Here is a 21,801-nt window from a genome sequence, read left to right as displayed (position 1 = left end):
GTCCCCGCAACCAACCTACTTGCTGCTATATGCTCCGCGTCGTGCTGCGGCCGCCGTCTTAATCCAAGTGCCTAAAATGAGTTCGCCAGACCACACAAAATCATACGAGGACATGATTGGCGAACCACCCGCAAGCTATTGATTTTCTGTGGTAAGGGCCGTCCCTCAGCGACTAACATAATCGTTGTTCGCCAATGGGTTGCGTGGCAGTTCGCCGAACTCGATTCAAGAAGCCGAGTCAGACTGCTTGTTAAGCGGAAAGGTGGGCAGGCTGCTACGCGTGACCGCCCCGGATAAGCGTGAAGGGACCGGCCTTTGGCACGAGGTGCCCAACCGAGAAGTGACCTACGACTACACGTACGACGAGGATTCCCTCGAGCGCCTGGGGATCGATCGCTTTGACATCCTGATGGTCCACGATCTCGACATCTTCACACATGGATCGCGTGAGGCATTTCAAGTCAAGATCGCCCAATTCTTCGACGAGGGCGGCTATGAAGCGATGGTGAGGCTCCGCGAGCACGGAGTGGCCAAGGCCATAGGCAGCGGTCAGAACGACGTCGAATGCAGTCAGGCCGTGGCAAACCGTGGCGACTTCGACATCTTCCTTGTCCCCGGACGCTACACACTGTTTGAACAGGAGGCCCTCGATAGCTTCCTTCCGTTCTGCGATGCGCGCGGCATCGGCGTTGTCATCGGTGGACCCTACAATTCCGGGATTCTCGCAACCGGGCCAATTGAAGGCGCATACTACAACTACGCCAAAGCTCCGCCCGAAATACTCGATCGTGTCCGCAGGATCCAGGCCGTCTGCGAGCGACATGGCGTGCGACTGATAGGTGCAGCATTCCACTTCCCGCTACTTCATCCGCACATCATACCCGTCATTCCCGGTGGCGGCAGTGTCGAACAGATGAGGCAAAACGTTGCGATCTCTCAGGTGTCGGTTCCCGATGCGCTTCGGTCCGATCTCAAGGCGGCGGGCCTACTACACCAGGCTGCTCCGACCAGCCGACCCAACTGATACGAGCCAATTTTTGTGGCGCGCCTTAGTCCACTCTGCATCCCGGAAAATTATCTAAAAGTTCCTCGTAAAACGCTCGCCAACTCCCCCTTGACTGGACTGATCAGTCCAATGTAAATTGCATCGATGATTGAAGCTGAAACGACCCAAGAGCGAATTCTGCAAGCGACGCTTGACCTCATCTGGGCTCGCAGCGTCGGCAACGTGTCGACCGACATGGTTTGCAAGCGCGCCAAAGTAAGCAAGAGCAGTCTCTATCATTTCTTTCCATCGAAGTCGGATTTGGTGGTTGCTGCCTACGAGTTCCACTGGAAGCGCGTGGCGGCAGACTATGCGCAGGTGTTCAAGGAATCGATGACGGCCGAGGAGCAATTGAAGGCCTACGTCGCAATCACGACTGTCGACCTTGCCCGGCAGAAAGAGCTAACCGGCAAGATTCTAGGATGTCCTTATGTTCTGGGGGCCGCTGAGATGAGCACGCTCGACGAGAAGGTTCGCGCGGTCGTCGAAAGCGTATTCGACAGGATCATTGGCTTCCTGGAAAAGGCTGTTGCTGTTGGCGTGAGGGCAGGGAGTTTCAAGGTAGATGACGCTCGCGTCGCCGCGCAGGACTTGTACATGATGATGACAGGGGCCGTTCTGCAATCCAAGGTGCGCAATTCGCCCGATTTCATCGGTCATGTCTGGCCCATGATGTGCGCTCGTCTAGTCGGATAAATTTTTTTGACTATCATTGGACCGATCAGTCCAATAGGCCCGAGCGGCTGAAGCTGCTGCTGCCTCGGGGATCAAACTAGCAGCAACTCTGGGAGGAACATTTGACCGCGAATAGATCGAGATCAATTGCAGCAGGGGCGTTGCTTCTGCTTGCTGGACTTCAGCCGGTGCTGGCCGAGGAGACGCAAGTCGATGTCGGACTGGACAAGCCCATTACTGTGACAAAAGGCGGGCTGAAGAAGATTGCGCTGTTCATAGAGATCGGGACCAATTCGGCCGTACAATCCACCGTCACCGGCGCTAAGGAAGAAGCGGCCAAACACGGTATCGAGGTCGATGTGTTCGATGCACGCTTCGATATTGCCCGCCAAGTAAACCAGATGCAGAACGCCCTGCTAGCCGGTTATGACGCCTGGGTCGTCGCGGCAATCGAAGGCAACCAAGTATGCGACATGGCTGCCAAAGAGGCACCCAAGGCCGGCATACCAGTTGCGGTGGTTACGATGTCGATCTGTGGCCGCTCGGTAAACGAGCGCGAGCAACTGTGGTCGCCGGGCACGTTGACCTATATCGGCGGTAACGAAACGCCGTCGGCTTTCAAGAAAGTGATTATGCAGGCGGTCAAGGACAAGACCGGCCCGCAGAAAATCGCGCTTCTTACGGGGCAAGAGATTCATCCCATAACGCAGGCCTTTGACAAGGCGGTCGCCGAGGTCCTGAAGGAACACCCGGAGGTCCAAGTGGTGGCAACGCATAGGACCGACTATTCACCAGAGATGAACCAACAGAAGACCCAGAACATCCTTCAAGTGGCGCCTGACATTGATGCCATCGTTGGCGTTTACACCAATATGTCGAAGGGTGCTGCAGCGGCGCTGGAGACTGCCGGCCGCGCTGGTCAGGTCCGTCTGTACGAGGCAGGGGGAACGAAATGGTCGGTGGACGCGATCAAGTCGGGCACGATCTCGGCTACGACGGGTTACTATCGAGCAACGGCCGCCGCGACCGCTGTGCGGCTTCTCGTGGATGCCTTCGACGGCAAACCAGTACCCCATGTCGTCCTCAATGATGGACATGCCCTGCTTCCCGGCCAAACCCCCGGTGAAGTTGCGATCATCACGAAGACGAATGTGAACGGATACGTGCCTGAATCGCCCTGAGCAGTTCTGTACTCCACATAGCGCGGGTCCCGGCGCTAGGTCGCCTGGACCCTCCTGCGTTGATTATCCCATGCAACTGGCGCTGTGGGCCTTCTCGCTCGCGATCAGGACGACGCGCCTTCTTGTGAAAGAAAAACCATGGACAATCCAATTGATGTTCTCAATGCGTTTTATGATGCCGAACGTCGCTACATGGCCGCGGGCGGCGCGGCCGCAGGTGCGTCGTTCGACGAGATGGCATCCACACTGCATCCCGACGTCGAGTTGCATCAATCGCCGGATTTGCCTTGGGGGGGCGAGTATCGAGGGCATGCCGGATTCCGGGAATGGTCGCTAAAGATGAGCGACGCCTTCGACCAGTTATCGGTTGAGGACGCGCGGTTTCTTGTTGCCGAGGACAAAGTAGTGATCCTTTGCCGACTGGTCACCCGCGCAAGACGTAGCGGTGACGTGCTCAATGCGCCTATGGCTCAGGTCGTGACCGTTCAGAATGGCCGCATCACAGAGTTTCGTCCATTCTACTGGCACGTACCTGACTACGTCTCCGCCGCGGGACTCGCGCCCGGGACCTGAGGCCGGCTGGGCTGGCGTTGTGGACATCCTTGCGCGTATCGGCTAAAAGGGAACCATCTAAGCAGGTTACTCATGGCGCGCAAGATTTCCGCAGGCGATCTAGAATTCCGCTTCCGATCGAACCGGCTTGTGCTCGATTTCATCGCGACTGTGGGAGAGAGGGGACATCGCGACATCGAGCGGCTGGGCGCCCTCGACGATCTGGATAGGTGGATCGAGGCGGCTGGCTTCGCGGTAAAAGATATCGTTCTGAAAGACGAGGACCTTGCAGATGCAAAGGCTCTCCGCCACGTTATGGTCCACGTGCTATCCGATGTTGTCGCTGGACGCACACCCGATCGCGCGGATGTTCACGCGCTCAATCAGGCCGCCAAACGACCGCCCTTGCGTCCTGAATTGGGGGAAGGGGGAGCCAGCCTGACCTGGCATGCGGACGTCCTCGTGCCGTCTATACTCTCGACGCTTGCTCGTGACTTTCTGCAACTGGTTGGCGAAAGAACCGATCTCGACCGAGTGAAGCGGTGCGCGGATCCGACCTGCAACATGTATTTTCTCGACTTGAGTCGCGCGAATAACAGGATCTGGTGCGCGACCGATGGCAGGGGGTGCGGCAACAAGGCCAAGAAGCGGGCTTTCGTCGCGCGCCATCGCCACACAAGTTGACCAGATGCCGCCTGTCAGCCGGCGACGATGCGGTATGTTGCCTGAAGGTGCTGGCGCAGGAGCTCCACCGCGTGGTCGGTATCGCGTGCCAAAGCCGCCGCGACGATCGAGCGGTGCTCTTCGTCGACGTTGCGGGTGTTGCGCTCCATGGGCACAGAAAGCCGCCGGAACCGTTCGCTCTGGCGAAACAGCGCTCTCCTAGTATCGGCAAGCCACCTGTTTTCCATGCCGGACGCCAACTCCTCATGAAGGTGAGCATGCAGGTCACTCCAAGACTCGTTCATCTGTGGAGGCAATTCGTCCGTATATCTCTGCGTTGCGAGCAGCTGCCGCAAAGCCTCTTCAACTCGCCCCTCCCAGGCTCCGTCTCCGGATGCGATGGACAGGCGCAGGCAGATTGATTCGATCTCGATGCGGGCTTGGGTCAACTCCGCGAAATCCTGCGAGGAAAATTGGCTCACCTCGAACCCCTTCTTCGCCTTCAGTTCCACGAGCCCTTCACCTTGCAGGGCTGACAAGGCTTCTCGAACTGCGGGCAGAGTCACCTCGAGGCGCCCGCACAATTCGCTGATATTGAGCTTTTGACCCGGCAGAAGCCTGCCATGGAGGATTTCTAAGCGCAGTCGCTCCCTGACGAGGGACGCCTTGTTCGCCGGCTCCTGCTGCATCCGCGACTCCATTCCAAGCTTGAAAACGACCATATCCAACCTTTTACGCCAAAGATAATATATTATTGTTGACTCGCTGTCCTGTTCCAACTAGGTTCGCTTCAAGAGGATTTTCCCAGAGGAAATTAATATGCGGTTCAGGTCACTGCGGCGCTCCGGCGCTTTGGGCGTAGGTGTCTTTGTGGGCAACGCCTGGCGAGGAGCGTTTGAAAACGAAACAGGTTATGTAGGTTCTCTCGACCAATTGGTAGCGCGGGGCCGCGAAGGCCTTATCGAGGCCTTTCGGTCGCTTCGTGAGGCGCCGCTTCTTGATGATGCTGCGGTAGAGGTGCTGCCTCCACTGCGCACGCCCCCGAAGATCGTTTGCGTAGGGCTCAACTATTCCGACCACACCGCCGAAAGCGGATACAAGCAGCCGGAATATCCCACCTTCTTTCCCCGCTTTGCGTCGAGCCTGATGGGCCACGATGTTCCGATGGTGCGCCCCCGTGTCTCGGATACGCTCGATTTTGAGGGCGAGTTGGCCGTCGTTATTGGCGTCGGCGGACGACACATAGCGAAAGCGGACGCGCTTTCTCACGTGCTCGGATATTCAGTCTTCAACGACGGCTCGGTTCGGGAATATCAGTTCAAGACGCCGCAATGGACGATCGGAAAGAACTTCGATTCGACGGGCGCCTTTGGTCCGGATCTCGTTACGGCCGACGAGTTGCCAGAAGGTGCGGCGGGACTGCAAATCGAAACTCGCCTCAACGGTGAGGTCGTGCAATCGGCGTCGATCAATCAACTGATTTTCGACGTCGCCACGCTGATTGCCACGCTTTCGGAGGCGGTGACACTTGAGATTGGCGACGTGATCGTGACGGGCACCCCGTCCGGTATCGGGCACGCGCGCAACCCAAAGCTTTACATGAAGCCCGGGGACATTTGCGAGGTGGAGATAGAGCGTGTCGGGCTACTCCGGAACAGGATTCTCGATGAGGGCGAGGCTTCGGGTCTGCGCGCGGCGTAGAGACTTGGCAGGTCACTCGGGAGGACGACATGACAGCCTTAAGGGGATATATAGCAAGTGATGCCGAGGGTGGCGTTCTCGGTGTTCACTCACTCGACAGCTTCACATTCTCCGTTCCGGACCTCGCTCAGGCGGAAACGTTTCATGCGTCTTTCGGCCTGGATGTGCGGCAGGATGGGAACGGCCTTGCTCTTTGCACGTTCGGACACAGCCATACTTGGTGCCGCATTGCTGAGGGCCCGCACAAGTCGCTGGGCTACCTTTCCTTCGGGATTTTCGAACAAGACCTAGCGCGGTTTGCGCGACGGTTGGGCGACCTGGGCGTTCATCGTCTCGATCCGCCGCGAGGACTGGAATCCAACGGCATCTGGTTTCGCGATCCGGACGGCACATTGGTCGAACTCAAGGTCGCGGCAAAGTCTTCGCCGGACACCAAAGGCCATGGGCAGTTTCAGTCTTCTCCTCCGGGCGTTGCCGGTGCTCCTGCGCGAAGGAACGCGCCTGCCACGCGGCCTAACCGCATGTCGCATGTGCTGCTTTTCACGGCCGATGTCGATCGTGCCGTGAAGTTCTATGAAAGCGCTCTCGGTCTCGCGCTTTCTGACCGCACCGGCAATGAGATTGCCTTCCTGCACGGTCGTCATGGAAGCGACCACCATCTGGTGGCGTTCGTACGATCTACTGGACCGGGCATCCATCATACGAGTTGGGAAGTCGATAGCCTGAATGCGATTGGCCTCGGCGCGATGCAGATGGCCGACAAAGGCTTTTCCCGTGGATGGGGCCTTGGTCGACATGTCCTTGGATCCAACTACTTCCACTATGTGCGTGATCCCTGGGGCAGCTATGCCGAGTACTCCTGCGACATGGATTTCATTCCCAAGAACATGGAATGGCGGGCAGGGGATCACGACGCCGAAGATGCCTTCTATATCTGGGGACCGACACCGCCGGACGATTTCGCGGTGAACCATGAGCTGCGGGGGCGTTGACGGTGTCGACAGGGCCCCACCATTCGTCACTCGGCGGCAAGACCATACTTGTGGCGGGTGCATCCAGCGGCATCGGTAAAGCTACCGCGATACGTGTGGCTGAGGCAGGCGCCGCGGTCGTGTTGGTTGGCAGGCGATTATCGGAGTTGCATGCGATCGAAACGGCAATCGCGGCCGCCGGCGGCCAGGCCGTATCGGTGCAGCTCGACGTGACCGATACCACGGCCCTTGGTGCTGCGGTCGCATCGTTGCCGCGGCTAGACGTGTTGATCAACAGCGCCGGATTGAACATCCCGGAGCCGATCGCTGTCGTGACGGAGGAACATTACGACAGGCTGTTTGGGCTTAATCTGAAGGCAGCTTTTTTCCTCTCGCAGGCTGCGGCAGCCAAGATTGCTGCACATGGCAAGGGCGGCGCCATGATCCACATCACTTCGCAGATGGGGCACGTGGGCGCGGCGAACCGCACGGCTTACTGCGCATCAAAGCATGGGGTGGAAGGGCTGGTGAAGGCGCTGGCCATTGAACTGGCGCCAATGAATATTCGGGTTAACGCCATTGCGCCGACTTTCATCGAGACGCCGATGACCGCGCCGATGTTCGAAGATGGCGGCTTCCGCGCAGAGGTCATGTCGAAAATACCCCTGGGGAGGGTTGGAGTACCGCAAGACGTGGCGGAAGCCGCTGCATTTCTGGCGAGCGACGGCGCCGCGCTCGTCACGGGAACAAGCCTGAAAGTAGATGGCGGCTGGACCGCCCAGTGAGGCTGTTGTGGCCTGAACCGGGCAAGGACCAGGCATCTGTGTTGAGGGAGGATACAATGAAGCTGATTGCCTGTGCCTTGGCGCTCGGGATCTTTGGGGTTCAACCGCTCTATGCCGGGGAGACGGTCGACGTCGACGTGGGCGGCGGTATGGTTGTCAAGCTCGCCAAAGATCGGCCGCTGAAGATCGCTTTCTTTTCCGAAGGCACCAACAATTCCGCGATGACTGCAAGCATCGAGGGTGCCAAGGAAGCCGCGGCCAAGCATGGCTGGGCGATCGATGTTTTTGACGGGAGCTTCGATGCCGTCAAACAGAGCAACCAAATCGCGAACGCTCTGAACCGCGACTATGACGCTTTTATTGTCAAACCACTCGAAGGCAACACCATGTGTGAGCCCGCGTCGGTTACCGCGCCGCAGCGCAATATCCTTGTCGTCAACGCGGTGCTTCCGATCTGCGGACGTTCCGGAAAGGAAGGCGAGGCGCAGTGGTCCCCAGGAACGCTCGCCTATGTTGGTGGTACACAAACTCCGGACGCATTCCTGGAGGTGCTCCACAAAGTCCGCGAACTCGCGCCGGGGCCACAGAAGGTGGGCATCCTCACAGGCAACGACCTCAATCCCATTACGCTGAACTTCGAGGCCGCGCTGCAGCGGTTTCTCGCAGAAACTCCGGACTGGTCAGTGGTGGCCAAAGCGAGGACGGATTGGTCAACACCGGTAGCCTTCGAGAAGGCGCAGCCGATCGTGTCGGCTCATCCAGAGATCACACTGTATTTCTCGCACTACTCCAACATGACGCGCGGCATCGTTCAGGCACTAGAAGCGGCCGGCAAGCTGGGAAATGTGAAGGTGTTCGACGCTGGCGGCACGGCGTGGGCAAAACAAGCGGTCAAGGCCGGTACCATCGATTTCACGACCGCTCTCTATCTTCGTTCCAATGCCGCCGCTTCGATCGAGGCTATCGCCGCGGCGCAACGCGGGGAACCTGTCCCGCGAGTTATCCAAAACGAAGGCAAGCCGATCACCAAAGGTGCGCTGGTCCAATTCATCGATTCCTCAAACGTCGATGCCTACCAGCCAGAGGCCGACTGACCAAATGATGTCCGACAGGGAAGCGGCACGCCAATGAGCAATACAACGAACGCGGCTTTTGAAACGTTGATGCGTTTCTACGAGGCAGAAACGATCTACCTTTCCCCCAGCGGTGGTGATTTCGGCATTATCGCTGAAACCCTGGACGCGGAATGCGTGCTGCACCAGCCAGGCTCCCTGCCTTACGGCGGCGAATGGCGCGGGCCGGACGGCTTCAAGGGATGGATGGAGGCTTTCGGTCGCCAGTGGTCATCCCTGGAAGTGAAAAATCCGCAATTCTATCCGTCAGGTGAAGACGTCATCTTCAGCCGCTCGCATGTCTATGCGGTGTCGCGCCCGACGGGCCGGAAGGTCGACTGGCCACTGCTCCAGTTCTTCCGTGTACGAAACAACCGGATCCTGGAACTGCGGCCGTTCCATTGGGACACGGCGGCCATGTTGCCTGCGATGCGCGCAACCAGGGAGGACACGCATGCCCAATGAAATCGCAATCATCACTGGCGCGAGTTCAGGAATAGGCCGGGCGACAGCAGTACATCTGGCCAATCTCGGATATGACATCGGCATTACTTACGCAGGCAATGTCGACGGGGCGGAAGAGACCGCGCGCCGTGTGCGAGCCAGCGGCCGCAAAGCTGCAGTCCGACAGATGGAACAGACGGATCCCGCCTCGATCCGCACGGCGTTGGATGCGCTTGTGGCTGAGTTGAACGGCGTACATGTGTTCGTCAACAACGCCGGCACCCTCGCGTTTGATGACTTCTTGGAACTTAAATTGGACGATTGGAACCGGGTGCTCGCATGCAATCTCACCGGCGCTTTCGTTGCCGGCCAGATCATAGCCAATCACATGGTAGCCGCCGGCACGGCCGGTCGTATCGTCAATCTGTCGTCAGTGCACGAAGCCGTGCCCCTCAAGGGCGGAGCCGCGTACTGTGCGTCCAAAGCCGGCGTCGGTATGCTCACAAAGTGCATGGCACTTGATCTGGCGCCGCACGGTATCCGCGTGGCCGCCATCGGGCCGGGAGAAACGGCGACGCCGATGAGCGGCGCCAAGGAAGGTGAGGACGTAAGCGCACGCAAGCGTCCCGAACTTCCCGTTGGCCGGCCCGGCAAGCCCGAGGAAATGGCTGAAGCCATCGCCTATCTCGCCTCGCCGAACGCCAACTACACCACCGGAATAACGCTTTTCGTCGATGGCGGGCTCCTGCTCATGGCTGCAATCGGCAATCAGCGCACGATCATGGAATCGCTTGGAGCCCAAGGATGAAACGTCTGGCAGGTAGGATAGCAATCGTCACCGGTGGTGCGGGTGGGGTCGGTAGCGCGATCACCGCGCTCTTCGTGTCGGAGGGCGCCAAAGTCGCGATATTCGACAGCAAGGATACGGCCCCTGACGCGCTGGCGGCTCTCGGAGAAGCTGCTGTTCGCTACTGCAAGGTCGACATCACCGATGAAGGCGTCATCTCGGCAGCGATCTCCAACATTGCCGCTGAATGGGGCGTGCCGGATGTACTGATAAATGCCGCCGCCATCGCGGGTTCGGGAAAGCCTACCCATGAGGCAACGGTCGCAGACTTCGACGCGGTTTTCTCTGTCAACGTGAAGGGCACATTCCTTTGCACCAAGCACGTGATCGCCGGCCTTCTGGCGGCGGGCCAGCCAGGGAGCGTCGTCAATATCTCGTCGACCTACGGGGTCATCGGCAATGCCGACATCCCCCTCTACCACGGCACCAAGGCGGCTGTGCGGCTGCTTTCGAAGTGTGACGCCGTTACCTACGCGGGCAACGGCATCCGCTCGAACTCTGTCGTCCTTGGCTCGACGCGCACCGAGATGACGCAACGTGCAATGGAGGAAAGTGCGGAAGGGGCTGCCTATGTCCGTAACCTTATCGATGCTCACCCAATGAAGCGGCAAGCCGATCCAATCGAAATCGCACGCGTCGCGCTGTTTCTGGCCAGCGATGAATCAAGTTTCGTCACCGGAGCCGATATCGCAGCCGACGGCGGCTACACGGCTCAATGAACAAACCAAGGGAGGAAGGGAATGACTATACAAAAGATAAGGACGGCAGGTCTGGCTTTGGCACTTGCGGCAGCAATGGCCGCAAACTCCAGCCTGGCGCAGCCGGCAGCCGTGGATGTCGGCCAAGGTAAATCCGTTCAACTCGCCAACGACAGGCCGCTGAAGATCGCCTTCTTTTCGGAAGGCGCGAACAATAGCGCCATGCAGGCCAGCATTGACGGCGCAACGGAAGCGGCCAAGAAACTCGGATGGCAGATCGACGTCTTTGACGGCAAGTTCGATCCGGTGACCCAGCTCAATCAGTTGCAGAACGCCCTTGCGCGCGACTACGACGCCTGGGTGCTTAAGGCGGTCGAAGGCAACATCATGTGCGATGTCGCCACGAAAGATGCGCCGGCAAAGAACATCCTTGTCGTCACGGCCGTCCTGTCCATCTGTGGCCGCGGCGCGAACGAAGGTGCCGCGCTTTGGTCACCCGGAACCCTTGCCTATGTCGGCGGCGCAGAAACGCCACTCGCCTTCTTTCAGGTATTGGACCGGATGGGCAAGGAAAATCCAGGGCCCCAGAAACTTGGTGTGATCACCGGGCCTGAGCTCAATCCGATTACGAAAAACCATGAAGCCGCACTTGCGATGTTCAAGAAGAAGTATCCTGAAGTGAAGGTCGTGGCGATCGCCCGGACGGACTATTCGACGCCAAGCGCCCTGGAGAAGGCAGGGCCAATGGTCCAGGCAAACCCTGACATGACGCTCTACTATACCGCCTTCTCGAACCTCTCGAAGGGTCTTGTGCCAGTCCTGGAGGAGGCGGGAAAACTGGATAAGGTCAAGATCTACGACAACGGTGCGACTGCCTGGGCGGTAGAAGCCCTGAAAGAGGGCAAGATCGCGGTCTCCAGCGCCAACCGTCTGAAGTCCAACGCCTACAACGCGGTAATGGCAATCGCGAAGGCCCAGAACGGTGAGGCAGTAGCACGCGCGATCGGCGACCTCGGCGAGCCGCTGGTCGAAGGACAGCCTCCAACCAATCCGTATCTCATCGATAAAGGAAATGTCGACGCCTTCAAGCCGGAGGTGGAGTGATGTGGGCGCTCAACAGGCAATGGCAGCAGAGAGGCGAGGCCGTGAGGTCGACAATGAGGGTTCTGCTCATTGCAGGCATCGCCTCGACACCGGGAATGGCCTTCGCGAAAGAGGTGCAGGTTGACGTCGGACTGCCTAAACCGGTCGTCGTCAACACCGACCAGCCGTTGAAGCTTGCGCTTTTCATTGAGATCGGCACCAACAGCGCCGTCCAGTCTACGGTGACGGGGGTGCGCAACATGGCCAAGAAGTATGGCTTCGAGTTCGACGTGTTCGACGCTCGCTTCGACGTCGCCACCCAAGTCAACCAGATGCAGAATGCGCTGCTCAACGGCTACAACGCGTGGATCGTCGTGCCGGTGGAGGGCAGTCAGGTTTGCGAGTCTGTCACTAAGCTGGCGCCGGCGGCCAATGTCTTGGTGGCACAGGCTACAGGCACGGCTTGCGGACGCTCATCCAAAGAGGGCGATGAGCTTTGGTCACCGGGAACCCTCATCTACGTGGGCGGCAACGAAACGCCGAATGCGTTCGAGGCTGTGATGGAAAAGGCCGCGACTGATAATCCCGGCCCGCAAAAAGTTGGCATCCTGACCGGACCAAATCTGCATCCCATTACCGTCGCCTTCGACAAGGCACTCGAAGAGGTGAAAGCCAAGTATCCTGATTTCAAGGTCGTGGCTGTGCACCGGACGGACTACTCACCTCCTGATAATCAGATCAAGACGCAGACTATGCTGCAGGCAAATCCCGATCTTTCGATCATCGTCGGGGCCTATACCAACATGTCGAAAGGTGCCGTTCCCGCGCTCGAAGCGGCCGGCAAGCTTGGCACGGTCAAGGTCTACGAGGCTGGCGGCACGGCATGGTCGGTGGATGCGCTGAAGAAGGGTTGGATCAAGGCTACCACCGGGTTTTATCGGCAGACTGCGGCTGAGACAGCAGTCCAAGCGATTATCGAGGCTCGTGCCGGAAAGCCCGTGCCTCATGTGATCTTGAACGACGGTCATGCACCCATACCGGGTCAGAAGAGCGGCGAGGTTGGGATCGTAACGCTCGACAACGTCGGCGCGTATGAACCGCAATCACCCTGAATCGTTCCGCCGCGCGGCAGCGATGTCGCGCGGCCGAACACGCGATGGAGTTTAACCAGATGTCCATACCGGCTATTTCCCTTCTGGATGTGTCGAAGTCCTTTGGCCCTGTCGTGGCGTTGCAGCCGGTCAGTTTGGATATCGCCGCTGGGACGATCCACGCCTTCGTTGGCCAGAACGGCGCCGGCAAATCCACAACTCTCGGGGTGCTAGCCGGCCGCATCGAGCCGAGCTCGGGTCGCGTCTTGCTATTCGGCGAGGAAGCAAATCTAGGCAATCCTCGCGCCGCTCGCGCACAGGGCGTCTCTGCGATCTACCAGGAACTGACGATCGTTCCTGCGTTGAGCGCGGCAGCCAACGTCTTTCTCGGCCAGACTCTGGCCCACGGAGGTTTTCTCGAGGAGCGTGCCATGCATAGGCGCTTTTCTGATCTTTGCGCGCGCTTGGGGGTAAGTATCGATCCCGCGAGAGAGGCGCGCCAGCTTTCAGTTGCCGACCAGCAGATGCTCGAGATCATGCGTGCGCTGCAGGCTGATTCCAAGATCATCCTGTTCGACGAACCGACGACCGCACTCGCGCCTCCAGAGCGCGACGCGTTGTTCAACGTCATGCGCGAACTGCGCGATCAAGGCCACACCCTGATCTATGTATCCCACAATCTCGATGAAGTGCTTGGTATCAGCGAACAAATTTCTGTCTTTCGCAATGGCCGTTTGGTGCAGACGCAACCGAGAGCATCATGGACTAAGCAAGGCTTGGTCGCGTCAATGCTCGGCGAGGCGATGGGCGACATCTATCACCGACGAAATCGCACGCTCGCCAGTGTCGGCAGCCCGGTGCTCAAAGTTCGTGGATTGACGGTTCCGGGAGCGGTTACGGATCTTGCTCTAAGTGTATCAGCCGGGGAAATCCTTGGCATCGGCGGCCTGGTCGGAGCAGGTCGAACAACGTTCTTACGCGCCATTGCTGGGATGGAGCCCCGCGCACGCGGCAAGTTCGTGATTGCCGGACGCGAAGTCGCGTGGCCCACCGATCCGAGGACTGCACGTGATTACGGTATCGCCTTGGTTCCGGAGGACCGGAAGACTCAAGGCCTCGTCCTTGGAATGAGCTCAATGGATAATGTGGCAATGGCCAACTACGGCCGCGTCCGCAAGAGTGGGTTCGTGGACGCAGCGAGACTTAGAAGCCTCAGTCGAAAATCGACCGATCGCTTCGGTCTTGATCCGCGCCGGCTAGGCGATCCAGTCGGCAATTTGTCAGGCGGGAATCAGCAGAAGGTGCTGCTTTCCCGATGGGACTACGAACAGCCCAAGGTGCTCATGGTCGACGAGCCAACGCGGGGCATCGATGTCGGCGCTAAATCAGAAATACTAGACGCGCTACGCGATTTCGCCGAGCGCGGCATCGCAGTGATTATCGTGTCCTCTGAGCTTGAAGAAATCGTCGCGGTCGCCGACCGTGTCGTCGTCCTTTCAGAGGGCAGGCTCGTCGACGAACTCGACCACGCCCGCTCCCCGCTCTCCGTCCATGCCATCCTAAATAGCGCCTTCGGCGTAGAAGGAAGCCGTCATGCTCAGCACTAATTCAGCAACCAGCGCCAAGCCCATCTTGGGTGGCGCCACCGAAATCCGTAGGCCCCGTTTCTCATGGGCCGAACTCGCAATGAAGTACGGCCTGCTGGCTGTGTTGGCCGTTCTCGTTCTCGTATCGCAGGTTCTCTATCCTCGCTTCCTCGATCCGTTGAACATCCGCAACATTCTTAGCCAGAATGCGCCACTCGGCATCATCGCGGTGGGAATGACACTTGTTATGATCACCAGAGGCTTCGACCTGTCGGTAGGGTCGATGTACGCTGCCGGGGCAACCATCTTCGCTAGTCTCGCGGTCGCAGGTTGGTCCCTGCCGCTGGCGGCAGGATTGGTCATATTGGTCGGCTTGGTCGGGGGGCTGATCAACGGGTTGACGATAACGCGGCTCAACGTCAATCCGTTCGTTGCGACGCTCGGCACGACTTCGATCTTTTCTGGTCTGGCGCTGCTCTATTCGAACTCCTCACCTTTCGTCGTGACCGATCAGGCTTTCACCTGGCTTGGACGTGGTGCCGTGCTCGGGATTCCGGTCAGTGTTTGGCTCATGGTGCTCGTCTTCGGTATTGGTGAGGTCGTTCTCTCAAGAACCACCTATGGGCGTTCCCTTTACGCCATAGGCGGGAACGATGAAGCAGCACGGCTCGCCGGTTTGCGCACCGTGCTGATCCGGGCTTCCTCCTACGTCATCTGCAGCGGATGCGCTGCCGTTGCGGGTATGATCATAGCCTCGCGCCTCTCGATCGGTCAGGCGGACATCGGCTCGACGATGGCGCTAGACGCGATCGCCGTCGTGGTGATTGGGGGCACGTCCTTAATGGGCGGCGAAGGGGCTGTCTGGCGCAGCGCCATCGGATTGCTGATTGTCGCGGTGCTGACGAACCTGCTCGACTCGCTGGCCGTCGATTCCAACTACCAACTGGTGATCAAGGGCACGATCGTGGTCGCCGCCGTTGCCCTGGACGCCTACGCGCGCACTCGGCGATAAGGCGAAGCAACTGTGCACCATGTGGCCATCAGCGTACGCGATCTTGCCGCCAGCCTGGCTTTCTATGCAGGTTTCGGCTTCGAGAAGGACGCCCAGTGCCAGCTTTGGGATGGAGAACTCACGCTGACGGTGCTTGCCGGACCGCATGGGCGACTGGAGTTGTTCAGCTCCATTCGGCCCGTGATGGCGTCGGATCAAATGGCTTTGCTTCGGACGGATCTGCATCAAATCGGCGGGAAGCATTTCGCGTTGGAGGTCTCGGATCTTGCGTCCGAAATCCAAAGACTTCGCTCGCTAGGCGTGACCGTAGAGGGCGATGCTGCATCATCCGCGTTGGGCTTCGACTATGTGTTTGTCCGCGATCCGAGCGGAAACTGGATCGAACTGCTGGAAGTGCAAAAATAATATATTATTCTTTGACTTTGCTGCGCCGCCCGTTATAGACGCTTTTGCCAGAAAGAAGTGCAGCACTCTCCGCGCTAGGCGAAAACGAAAGAGGTTCGGAAATGGTACGCTACCTTAAATCAGCTCGGCCAGAAGCGGAGCGCAAGCAAGACGACGCCAAGGTGCGCGGCGCCGTTGAGGCCATTCTCGAAGACATCGAAATGCGCGGCGACACCGCGGTTCGAGAACTGTCGACCAAATTCGACAACTACGCCCCTACTTCCTTCCGTCTGTCGGAGCGCGAGATTGAGCTCTTGATGTCACAAGTGTCCTCGCGGGACATGGAAGATATCAAGTTCGCACAGCGACAGGTACGCAACTTTGCGCAGGTGCAGCGTGGTTCCATGAAAGATGTGGAAGTCGAGACAATACCAGGCGTAATCCTGGGCCACCGCAATATCCCGGTTCAGTCCGTCGGCTGCTACGTGCCGGGTGGTAAATTCCCGATGGTTGCGTCAGCACACATGTCGGTTGCCACGGCGAGCGTCGCCGGCGTGCCACGTATCGTGGCCGCGACTCCACCCTTCAAGGGTAAGCCAAATCCAGCTGTCATTGCTGCCATGAAGCTTGGCGGTGCTCACGAGATCTATGTTCTAGGTGGTATCCAAGCCGTCGGCGCTATGGCGATTGGCACGGAAACCATGCAGCCGGTTCATATGATTGTCGGTCCCGGTAATGCGTATGTCGCCGAAGCCAAGCGCCAACTCTTCGGCCGTGTCGGAATCGACCTTTTCGCCGGCCCGACGGAGACGATGGTGATCGCCGACGAGACGGTTGATGCTGAACTTTGCGCGACGGATCTCCTCGGCCAGGCTGAGCATGGCTACAATTCACCGGCGGTGTTGGTGACCAACTCCGAGCGGCTGGCGCGCGATACGCTTACCGAAATCGAACGGCTGTTGACGATTCTGCCGACGCAGGAGACAGCCCGTAAGAGCTGGAACGACTATGGTGAGATCATAATCTGCGGCAGCTATGAAGAGATGTTGTCCGTTGCAGATGAGATTGCGTCCGAACATGTTCAGGTCATGACCGATAGGGACGACTGGTTCCTCGAAAACATGCGCTGCTACGGGGCGCTGTTCTTAGGACCGCGGACGAACGTCGCGAATGGCGACAAGGTAATCGGGACCAACCATACCCTGCCGACAAAAAAGGCCGGACGCTATACGGGTGGTCTCTGGGTCGGCAAGTTCCTGAAGACCCATTCCTATCAGAAGGTACTGACTGACGAAGCTGCGACGCTTATCGGCGAGTACTGTTCGCGGCTCTGCATGCTTGAGGGGTTTGTCGGTCATGCCGAGCAGGCCAACATCCGCGTGAGGCGCTACGGCCGGCGAAACATTCCATACGGCGTTGCTGCCGAGTAAGCGTGGCGATCACCCGCCGCGACTTCGAAACGACCCCCATTCATCGGTGAGCCGGTGGTGCCTCCCAAGGCGAGAAGGCGGCTGTCGCCGATCTGCTCGGCGGCAGCCGCACAGCGCGGCATGATATCGAAATCTCCAATCTGGGACGTCCGGTGGCTCGAGCTATTTTCATACCAAGAGAATTGGATCCCAACGAGCCGCGCGTGGCGGCCTCGCCGGAAACGGTGAAGCGGCTTGTGGGTCTGGGCTTCGACGTCATCGTCGAGAAGGGCGCCGGTCTCGGCTCCCGCATCCTCGACCAGGATTTTGCCGCGGTGGGTGCCGCGATCGGCAAGGCTGCCGACGCGTCGAAGGCCGACGTCGTGCTGAAAGTGCGCCGTCCGACGGATGCCGAGCTGAAGGGCTACAAATCCGGCGCCGCCGTCATCGCCATCATGGACCCCTACGGCAACGATGCCGCGGTCGCGGCGCTTGCCAAGGCCGGAGTGACTGCCTTCTCCATGGAATTCATGCCGCGCATCACCCGCGCGCAGGTGATGGACGTGCTGTCCTCGCAGGCCAACCTTGCCGGCTACCAGGCGGTGATCGACGCGGCCGCCGAATACGATCGCGCATTGCCGATGATGATGACGGCGGCTGGCACCGTGCCGGCGGCCAAGGCCTTCATCATGGGCGTCGGCGTTGCCGGCCTGCAGGCGATTGCCACCGCGCGCCGCCTCGGCGCCGTCGTCACCGCCACCGATGTGCGCCCGGCTGTGAAGGAGCAGGTGCAGTCGCTTGGCGCGAAGTTCCTGGCGGTCGAGGACGAGGAGTTCAAGGCTGCCGAGACCGCCGGCGGCTACGCCAAGGAAATGTCGAAGGAATACCAGGCCAAGCAGGCGGCGCTGACGGCCGAGCACATCGCCAAGCAGGACATCGTCATCACCACGGCGCTGATCCCGGGACGGCCGGCGCCAAAGCTGGTCTCGGCGGCCATGGTCGCCTCGATGAAGCCGGGCTCGGTGATCGTCGACCTCGCGGTGGAGCGCGGCGGCAATGTCGAGGGCGCGGTTCCCGGCAAGGTCGTGACGACCGATAACGGCGTCAAGATCGTCGGCCATCTCAACGTGCCGGGCCGTGTCGCGGCCTCGGCCTCGCTGCTCTACGCCAAGAACCTTTACGCCTTCCTCGAGACGATGGTCGACAAGACGACCAAGACGCTCGCCATCAAGCGCGACGACGAACTGGTCAAGGCGACGATGCTGACCGACGGCGGTCGGGTCGTGCATCCGAACTTTGCCAGGGCCGCGGAGGAGCCGCGCACCGAGCCGGCGGCCGTTCCGGCGACGACCATGGTTGCCGAAGCCGCCGACGCGAAGCCGGCGGCGAAGAAGAAGGCCGCAGCTAAGCCTAAGGGGACCGCGTGATGGACGCCTTGCAGAAAGCCCTCGACCAACTCGACCAGGCGACCGCCGCCGTGCGGCTGGCGGTGCAGGACCTTGCCAACGCGCCTGCCGGCGCCGAGGCCGCGGGCAACGCCGCGCACGCGCTTTCGGGCGGCGCCATCGATCCCTTCGTCTTCCGTTTCGCCATCTTCGTGCTGGCGATCTTCGTCGGCTATTACGTCGTCTGGTCGGTGACGCCGGCGCTGCATACGCCGCTGATGGCCGTCACCAACGCCATCTCGTCGGTGATCGTCGTCGGTGCGCTGCTTGCCGTCGGCATCTCGGCCTCTGGCCTTGCCACCGGCTTTGGCTTCGTCGCGCTGATGCTGGTTTCCGTCAACATCTTCGGCGGCTTCCTGGTCACCCAGCGCATGCTCGCCATGTACAAGAAGAAGGACAAGTGACGTGAACGCCAACTTCGCTTCGTTCCTTTATCTTGTCTCGGGCATCCTGTTCATCCTGGCGCTGCGCGGCCTGTCGCACCCGACCACCAGCCGCCAGGGCAACCTCTACGGCATGATCGGCATGGGCATCGCCATCGCCACGACGCTGGCGCTGGCGGTGCCGTCGGCCGGCGGCTTCGGCCTGATCGTGCTGGGGCTCGCCATCGGCGGTGGCGTCGGTGCGGTCACCGCGCGCCGCATCGCCATGACCTCGATGCCGCAGCTGGTCGCCGCCTTCCATTCGCTCGTCGGCTTCGCCGCCGTGATGGTGGCGTCCGCCGCCATCTACGCGCCGGAAAGCTTCGGCATCGGCACGGTCGCCGACATCCATGCCCAGGCGCTGATTGAGATGAGCCTCGGCGTCGCCATCGGCGCCATCACCTTCACCGGCTCGGTCATCGCCTTCCTCAAGCTCGACGGCCGCATGTCGGGCAAGCCGATCATGATCGGTGGCCGTCACCTCATCAACATCGCGCTCGGTGTCGCGCTGGTGGTGCTGATTGTGCTGCTGGTCACCACCGAATCGAAGCTGGTCTTCTGGCTGATCGTCGCTGCCTCGCTGGTGCTCGGCGTGCTGTTGATCATCCCGATCGGCGGCGCCGACATGCCGGTCGTTGTGTCGATGCTGAACTCCTATTCCGGTTGGGCGGCGGCGGCGCTTGGCTTCACCCTCGGCAACCTTGCGCTGATCATCACCGGCGCGCTGGTCGGCTCGTCCGGCGCGATCCTGTCCTACATCATGTGCAAGGGCATGAACCGGAGCTTCATCTCGGTCATCCTCGGCGGCTTCGGCGGCGAGACGGCGGCCGCTGCCGATGATGGCATCGAGCGTACCGTCAAGCAGGGCTCGGCCGACGACGCCGCTTACCTGATGATGAACGCGCAGAAGGTCATCATCGTGCCCGGCTACGGCATGGCCGTCGCCCAGGCGCAGCACGCGCTGCGCGAAATGGCCGACAAGCTCAAGGCCAATGGCGTCGAGGTGAAATACGCCATCCACCCGGTCGCCGGCCGCATGCCCGGCCACATGAACGTCCTTTTGGCGGAGGCGAACGTCCCTTACGACGAGGTGTTCGAGCTCGACGACATCAACTCGGAGTTCGCGCAGGCCGACGTCGCCTATGTCATCGGCGCCAACGACGTCACCAACCCGTCCGCGCGCGACGACAAGAGCAGCCCCATCTACGGCATGCCGATCCTCGACGTCGACAAGGCCCGAACCTGCCTCTTCGTCAAGCGCTCGCTCGGCTCCGGCTATGCCGGCATCGACAACACGCTGTTCTATAAGGACGGCACCATGATGCTGCTCGGCGACGCCAAGAAGATGACCGAGGAAATCGTCAAAGCCATGGATCATTGACCGATAGTCTTAAACCGCCCGACAATCATCGGGAAGGCGGACGAAGTCGATTCAAGATGCCAAGCTACCCAATTCGCCGATCGCACGCTGTGCGAAAACAGCAAGCCATCTGCATTCCACTGCGTCTGGCTGTTTGCTCAGATTCCATGGAATTCAGCAGGAACCTCGATGCCGTATTTGTCGGCGAAGGGACGCAAATTTGTCCAACTCGCTGCGAGGACCTCCACGCTGGATCCGAGTTGCTGGCGCCTCCTTTGGAAGGCCCTTTCACCTGGAATGCGGATTCCATCCATATCTAGCGCCCGCGCGGAACTCCGGAGCAGATCAAGGTACCACGTAGCCCGCGATGAAATCCTGGCGGGTGAACCAAAGGCCTGAAGGTTGATCGCGATAAACAGATGCCCTTGGGTGTGTGTCTCGCCGCTAGCTTGCCAACCTCCTAGCTCAGGGCCGATCCCGCTATCGGTGAGCGGTCCGCACAATAATCCGAGACTGAGCGCGAGCCCAAAACCCTTGTGGCCGCAGAGTGGGCTGATCGCCCCTTGACGAATGAGAACCGGGTCGGTGGTTGGCGCCCCGTCCGGCCCCCGACCGCTTCCTGCAGGCAATTCAACACCCTCATAGGCCGCCTGTCGGACACGCCAACTTGCAACCGCGCTCGTTGCCATATCGAACACATAGGGATCAGGTCCGGAAGTCGGAAACCCGAACGCGATGGGATTGGTGCTCAACAGACGTTCGGTTCCGCCGTGAGGGTGAACGAGCGGCGGACCGGAAGTCATGACGATTCCGACATTGCCTGATCTCGCGAGCAGTTCAGCGTAATACCCGATCATAAAGATGTCCGTGGAGTTGCGCACCGCGACGGTGGCTGACCCGGCCGCGGCAGCGAGTTCAGCTGCCAGTCCAACGGCCGCTACTGCCGCGACCTGTCCAGGCCCGCGACGCCCGTCGATCACCGCGGCTGCCGGAGAGCGATGCACGATCTCGGGCTCGGCATGCCCGTCGATAAGGTTACGCTCCAAGCTGGCAAGCGTGTAAGGCAGATAGTCCAGCCCTTGGCCTCCAACCCCTCTGAGGTCGGCCTCGACGTGAATGTCGGCAGCGCACTCTGCGTTGGGAAGCGATGCCCCTGCGCCCACCATGAGATCCACCATGAACTGTTTCAGGCGGCGATGATCAAGCTTGATAGTGAGAGGCTCGTCGACCATTTCACGCTTCTCCACGGACTTCAATAGAGGTCAGGCGGCGAACGACGCCAGCACCTCACGGCATTTGCGCTTCGCCAACAAAGGCCTGACGAAATCGTTCGAT

Annotated in this window: 23 protein-coding genes; 21 read left to right on the top strand and 2 right to left on the bottom strand. The window is 59.9% G+C overall.

Annotation, left to right across the window (positions count from 1 at the left end):
- Positions 1 to 280: 280 nt before the first annotated feature.
- The 5 genes from EJ072_RS10350 (at position 281) to EJ072_RS10330 (ending at position 4,137) form a co-directional block, all read left to right on the top strand.
- Positions 281 to 1,024 carry an aldo/keto reductase gene (locus tag EJ072_RS10350; RefSeq protein ID WP_126079604.1) on the top strand — a complete coding sequence of 248 codons (744 nt, stop codon included), beginning with the start codon at positions 281 to 283 and terminating at the stop codon, positions 1,022 to 1,024.
- Positions 1,025 to 1,150: 126 nt separating this feature from the next.
- Complete coding sequence (locus tag EJ072_RS10345; RefSeq protein WP_126079603.1) at positions 1,151 to 1,741, top strand: TetR/AcrR family transcriptional regulator; 591 nt, start codon at positions 1,151 to 1,153, stop codon at positions 1,739 to 1,741.
- 140 nt (positions 1,742 to 1,881) lie between these two features.
- Complete coding sequence (locus tag EJ072_RS10340) at positions 1,882 to 2,901, top strand: sugar ABC transporter substrate-binding protein (protein WP_245467275.1); 1,020 nt, start codon at positions 1,882 to 1,884, stop codon at positions 2,899 to 2,901.
- 138 nt (positions 2,902 to 3,039) lie between these two features.
- Complete coding sequence (locus EJ072_RS10335; protein WP_126079601.1) at positions 3,040 to 3,474, top strand: nuclear transport factor 2 family protein; 435 nt, start codon at positions 3,040 to 3,042, stop codon at positions 3,472 to 3,474.
- A 72-nt stretch (positions 3,475 to 3,546) separates the two neighbouring features.
- Positions 3,547 to 4,137, top strand: coding sequence for a CGNR zinc finger domain-containing protein (locus tag EJ072_RS10330; protein WP_126079600.1), 591 nt, complete (start codon positions 3,547 to 3,549; stop codon positions 4,135 to 4,137).
- Between the two features lie 14 nt (positions 4,138 to 4,151).
- Here EJ072_RS10330 and EJ072_RS10325 read toward each other — a convergent pair whose 3' ends face one another.
- Positions 4,152 to 4,805 (bottom strand): GntR family transcriptional regulator, encoded by a 654-nt coding sequence (locus tag EJ072_RS10325; RefSeq protein ID WP_189343286.1) that lies wholly within the window; start codon positions 4,803 to 4,805, stop codon positions 4,152 to 4,154.
- A gap of 130 nt (positions 4,806 to 4,935) precedes the next feature.
- Between EJ072_RS10325 and EJ072_RS10320 the strand changes: the two genes are divergently transcribed.
- From EJ072_RS10320 to EJ072_RS10245, 16 genes are all read left to right on the top strand, one after another.
- On the top strand, positions 4,936 to 5,817 hold the full coding sequence (locus EJ072_RS10320; protein ID WP_126079598.1) for a fumarylacetoacetate hydrolase family protein: 882 nt from the start codon (positions 4,936 to 4,938) through the stop codon (positions 5,815 to 5,817).
- A 29-nt stretch (positions 5,818 to 5,846) separates the two neighbouring features.
- Positions 5,847 to 6,809, top strand: coding sequence for a VOC family protein (locus EJ072_RS10315; RefSeq protein ID WP_126079597.1), 963 nt, complete (start codon positions 5,847 to 5,849; stop codon positions 6,807 to 6,809).
- Positions 6,810 to 6,811: 2 nt separating this feature from the next.
- Complete coding sequence (locus tag EJ072_RS10310) at positions 6,812 to 7,573, top strand: SDR family NAD(P)-dependent oxidoreductase (protein WP_126083587.1); 762 nt, start codon at positions 6,812 to 6,814, stop codon at positions 7,571 to 7,573.
- Positions 7,574 to 7,629: 56 nt separating this feature from the next.
- The gene (locus EJ072_RS10305; protein WP_126079596.1) at positions 7,630 to 8,667 is read left to right on the top strand and encodes a sugar ABC transporter substrate-binding protein; all 1,038 of its coding nucleotides are present in this window, start codon (positions 7,630 to 7,632) and stop codon (positions 8,665 to 8,667) included.
- A gap of 33 nt (positions 8,668 to 8,700) precedes the next feature.
- Positions 8,701 to 9,150: a nuclear transport factor 2 family protein gene (locus EJ072_RS10300; RefSeq protein ID WP_126079595.1), complete on the top strand. Its 450-nt coding sequence runs from the start codon at positions 8,701 to 8,703 to the stop codon at positions 9,148 to 9,150.
- The gene (locus EJ072_RS10295; RefSeq protein WP_126079594.1) at positions 9,140 to 9,937 is read left to right on the top strand and encodes an SDR family oxidoreductase; all 798 of its coding nucleotides are present in this window, start codon (positions 9,140 to 9,142) and stop codon (positions 9,935 to 9,937) included. The genes EJ072_RS10300 and EJ072_RS10295 overlap by 11 nt, the downstream gene beginning before the upstream one ends.
- On the top strand, positions 9,934 to 10,695 hold the full coding sequence (locus EJ072_RS10290; RefSeq protein ID WP_126079593.1) for an SDR family oxidoreductase: 762 nt from the start codon (positions 9,934 to 9,936) through the stop codon (positions 10,693 to 10,695). The genes EJ072_RS10295 and EJ072_RS10290 overlap by 4 nt, the downstream gene beginning before the upstream one ends.
- Before the next feature lie 21 nt (positions 10,696 to 10,716).
- Positions 10,717 to 11,778, top strand: a complete 1,062-nt coding sequence (locus tag EJ072_RS10285) for a sugar ABC transporter substrate-binding protein (protein WP_245467274.1) — start codon at positions 10,717 to 10,719, stop codon at positions 11,776 to 11,778.
- Between the two features lie 53 nt (positions 11,779 to 11,831).
- A complete protein-coding gene (locus tag EJ072_RS10280) occupies positions 11,832 to 12,869 on the top strand; it encodes a sugar ABC transporter substrate-binding protein (protein WP_126079592.1) in 1,038 nt (345 codons plus the stop codon).
- Positions 12,870 to 12,928: 59 nt separating this feature from the next.
- Entirely contained in the window at positions 12,929 to 14,455 is a 1,527-nt protein-coding gene (locus EJ072_RS10275) for a sugar ABC transporter ATP-binding protein (RefSeq protein WP_245467273.1), read from the top strand.
- Positions 14,442 to 15,446, top strand: coding sequence for an ABC transporter permease (locus tag EJ072_RS10270; protein WP_126079590.1), 1,005 nt, complete (start codon positions 14,442 to 14,444; stop codon positions 15,444 to 15,446). Before EJ072_RS10275 ends, EJ072_RS10270 begins: the two co-directional genes overlap by 14 nt.
- A 12-nt stretch (positions 15,447 to 15,458) precedes the next feature.
- Positions 15,459 to 15,851, top strand: a complete 393-nt coding sequence (locus EJ072_RS10265; protein ID WP_126079589.1) for a VOC family protein — start codon at positions 15,459 to 15,461, stop codon at positions 15,849 to 15,851.
- Between the two features lie 101 nt (positions 15,852 to 15,952).
- A complete protein-coding gene (gene hisD, locus EJ072_RS10260) occupies positions 15,953 to 17,260 on the top strand; it encodes a histidinol dehydrogenase (RefSeq protein ID WP_126079588.1) in 1,308 nt (435 codons plus the stop codon).
- A gap of 152 nt (positions 17,261 to 17,412) precedes the next feature.
- Positions 17,413 to 18,666 (top strand): Re/Si-specific NAD(P)(+) transhydrogenase subunit alpha, encoded by a 1,254-nt coding sequence (locus tag EJ072_RS10255; protein WP_126079587.1) that lies wholly within the window; start codon positions 17,413 to 17,415, stop codon positions 18,664 to 18,666.
- Entirely contained in the window at positions 18,666 to 19,088 is a 423-nt protein-coding gene (locus EJ072_RS10250) for a proton-translocating transhydrogenase family protein (RefSeq protein ID WP_126079586.1), read from the top strand. The genes EJ072_RS10255 and EJ072_RS10250 overlap by 1 nt, the downstream gene beginning before the upstream one ends.
- Position 19,089: 1 nt before the next feature.
- Complete coding sequence (locus EJ072_RS10245) at positions 19,090 to 20,487, top strand: NAD(P)(+) transhydrogenase (Re/Si-specific) subunit beta (protein WP_126079585.1); 1,398 nt, start codon at positions 19,090 to 19,092, stop codon at positions 20,485 to 20,487.
- 137 nt (positions 20,488 to 20,624) lie between these two features.
- On the opposite strand, the gene EJ072_RS10240 is transcribed toward EJ072_RS10245, so the two are convergent.
- A complete protein-coding gene (locus EJ072_RS10240) occupies positions 20,625 to 21,698 on the bottom strand; it encodes an Ldh family oxidoreductase (RefSeq protein ID WP_126079584.1) in 1,074 nt (357 codons plus the stop codon).
- Positions 21,699 to 21,801: the final 103 nt, after the last annotated feature.

This window comes from Mesorhizobium sp. M2A.F.Ca.ET.046.03.2.1 (genome assembly GCF_003952425.1).
GTDB lineage: Bacteria > Pseudomonadota > Alphaproteobacteria > Rhizobiales > Rhizobiaceae > Mesorhizobium.
The sequence above is the reverse complement of the archived record's forward strand: the minus strand, read 5'-3'. Positions and strand labels throughout refer to the sequence as shown.

Coding starts and splice junctions, on each gene's coding strand:
- EJ072_RS10270 (WP_126079590.1), top strand. CDS start 14,442: ATGCTCAGCACTAATTCAGCAACCAGCGCCAAGCCCATCTTGGGTGGC.
- EJ072_RS10300 (WP_126079595.1), top strand. CDS start 8,701: ATGAGCAATACAACGAACGCGGCTTTTGAAACGTTGATGCGTTTCTAC.
- EJ072_RS10330 (WP_126079600.1), top strand. CDS start 3,547: ATGGCGCGCAAGATTTCCGCAGGCGATCTAGAATTCCGCTTCCGATCG.
- EJ072_RS10285 (WP_245467274.1), top strand. CDS start 10,717: ATGACTATACAAAAGATAAGGACGGCAGGTCTGGCTTTGGCACTTGCG.
- EJ072_RS10250 (WP_126079586.1), top strand. CDS start 18,666: ATGGACGCCTTGCAGAAAGCCCTCGACCAACTCGACCAGGCGACCGCC.
- EJ072_RS10290 (WP_126079593.1), top strand. CDS start 9,934: ATGAAACGTCTGGCAGGTAGGATAGCAATCGTCACCGGTGGTGCGGGT.
- EJ072_RS10280 (WP_126079592.1), top strand. CDS start 11,832: ATGAGGGTTCTGCTCATTGCAGGCATCGCCTCGACACCGGGAATGGCC.
- EJ072_RS10325 (WP_189343286.1), bottom strand. CDS start 4,805: ATGCAGCAGGAGCCGGCGAACAAGGCGTCCCTCGTCAGGGAGCGACTG.
- EJ072_RS10320 (WP_126079598.1), top strand. CDS start 4,936: ATGCGGTTCAGGTCACTGCGGCGCTCCGGCGCTTTGGGCGTAGGTGTC.
- EJ072_RS10295 (WP_126079594.1), top strand. CDS start 9,140: ATGCCCAATGAAATCGCAATCATCACTGGCGCGAGTTCAGGAATAGGC.
- hisD (WP_126079588.1), top strand. CDS start 15,953: ATGGTACGCTACCTTAAATCAGCTCGGCCAGAAGCGGAGCGCAAGCAA.
- EJ072_RS10345 (WP_126079603.1), top strand. CDS start 1,151: ATGATTGAAGCTGAAACGACCCAAGAGCGAATTCTGCAAGCGACGCTT.
- EJ072_RS10335 (WP_126079601.1), top strand. CDS start 3,040: ATGGACAATCCAATTGATGTTCTCAATGCGTTTTATGATGCCGAACGT.
- EJ072_RS10240 (WP_126079584.1), bottom strand. CDS start 21,698: ATGGTCGACGAGCCTCTCACTATCAAGCTTGATCATCGCCGCCTGAAA.
- EJ072_RS10315 (WP_126079597.1), top strand. CDS start 5,847: ATGACAGCCTTAAGGGGATATATAGCAAGTGATGCCGAGGGTGGCGTT.
- EJ072_RS10275 (WP_245467273.1), top strand. CDS start 12,929: ATGTCCATACCGGCTATTTCCCTTCTGGATGTGTCGAAGTCCTTTGGC.
- EJ072_RS10305 (WP_126079596.1), top strand. CDS start 7,630: ATGAAGCTGATTGCCTGTGCCTTGGCGCTCGGGATCTTTGGGGTTCAA.